This window comes from Pseudomonas sp. UBA4194 (assembly GCF_002379585.1).
Lineage (GTDB): Bacteria > Pseudomonadota > Gammaproteobacteria > Pseudomonadales > Pseudomonadaceae > Aquipseudomonas.
In genome coordinates this window covers 11,340-11,569 of record NZ_DFUE01000057.1, presented here as the reverse complement: position 1 = coordinate 11,569, position 230 = coordinate 11,340, and the positions used below count along the sequence as shown (strand labels likewise).

Annotated in this window: 1 protein-coding gene; it reads left to right on the top strand. The window is 66.1% G+C overall.

Annotated features, from left to right (window positions below):
* Nucleotides 1-230: S41 family peptidase (locus tag B3397_RS14680; protein ID WP_414704391.1), on the top strand; the 230-nt coding region annotated here is incomplete at both ends.

The following is a 230-nucleotide window of genomic DNA, read 5'->3' as shown; positions in this document are numbered from 1 at the left end:
CCGTGGCGCCAGCCAGGAGCGCGGCCGCCGCCAAGCCGCCGCTGCCGCTGGACGAATTGCGCACCTTTGCCGAAGTCATGGACCGTATCAAGGCCGCCTACGTGGAGCCGGTGGACGACAAGACCCTGCTGGAGAACGCCATCAAGGGCATGCTCAGCAACCTCGACCCGCACTCTGCCTACCTGGGCCCGGAAGACTTCCAGGAGCTGCAGGAAAGCACCAGCGGTGAA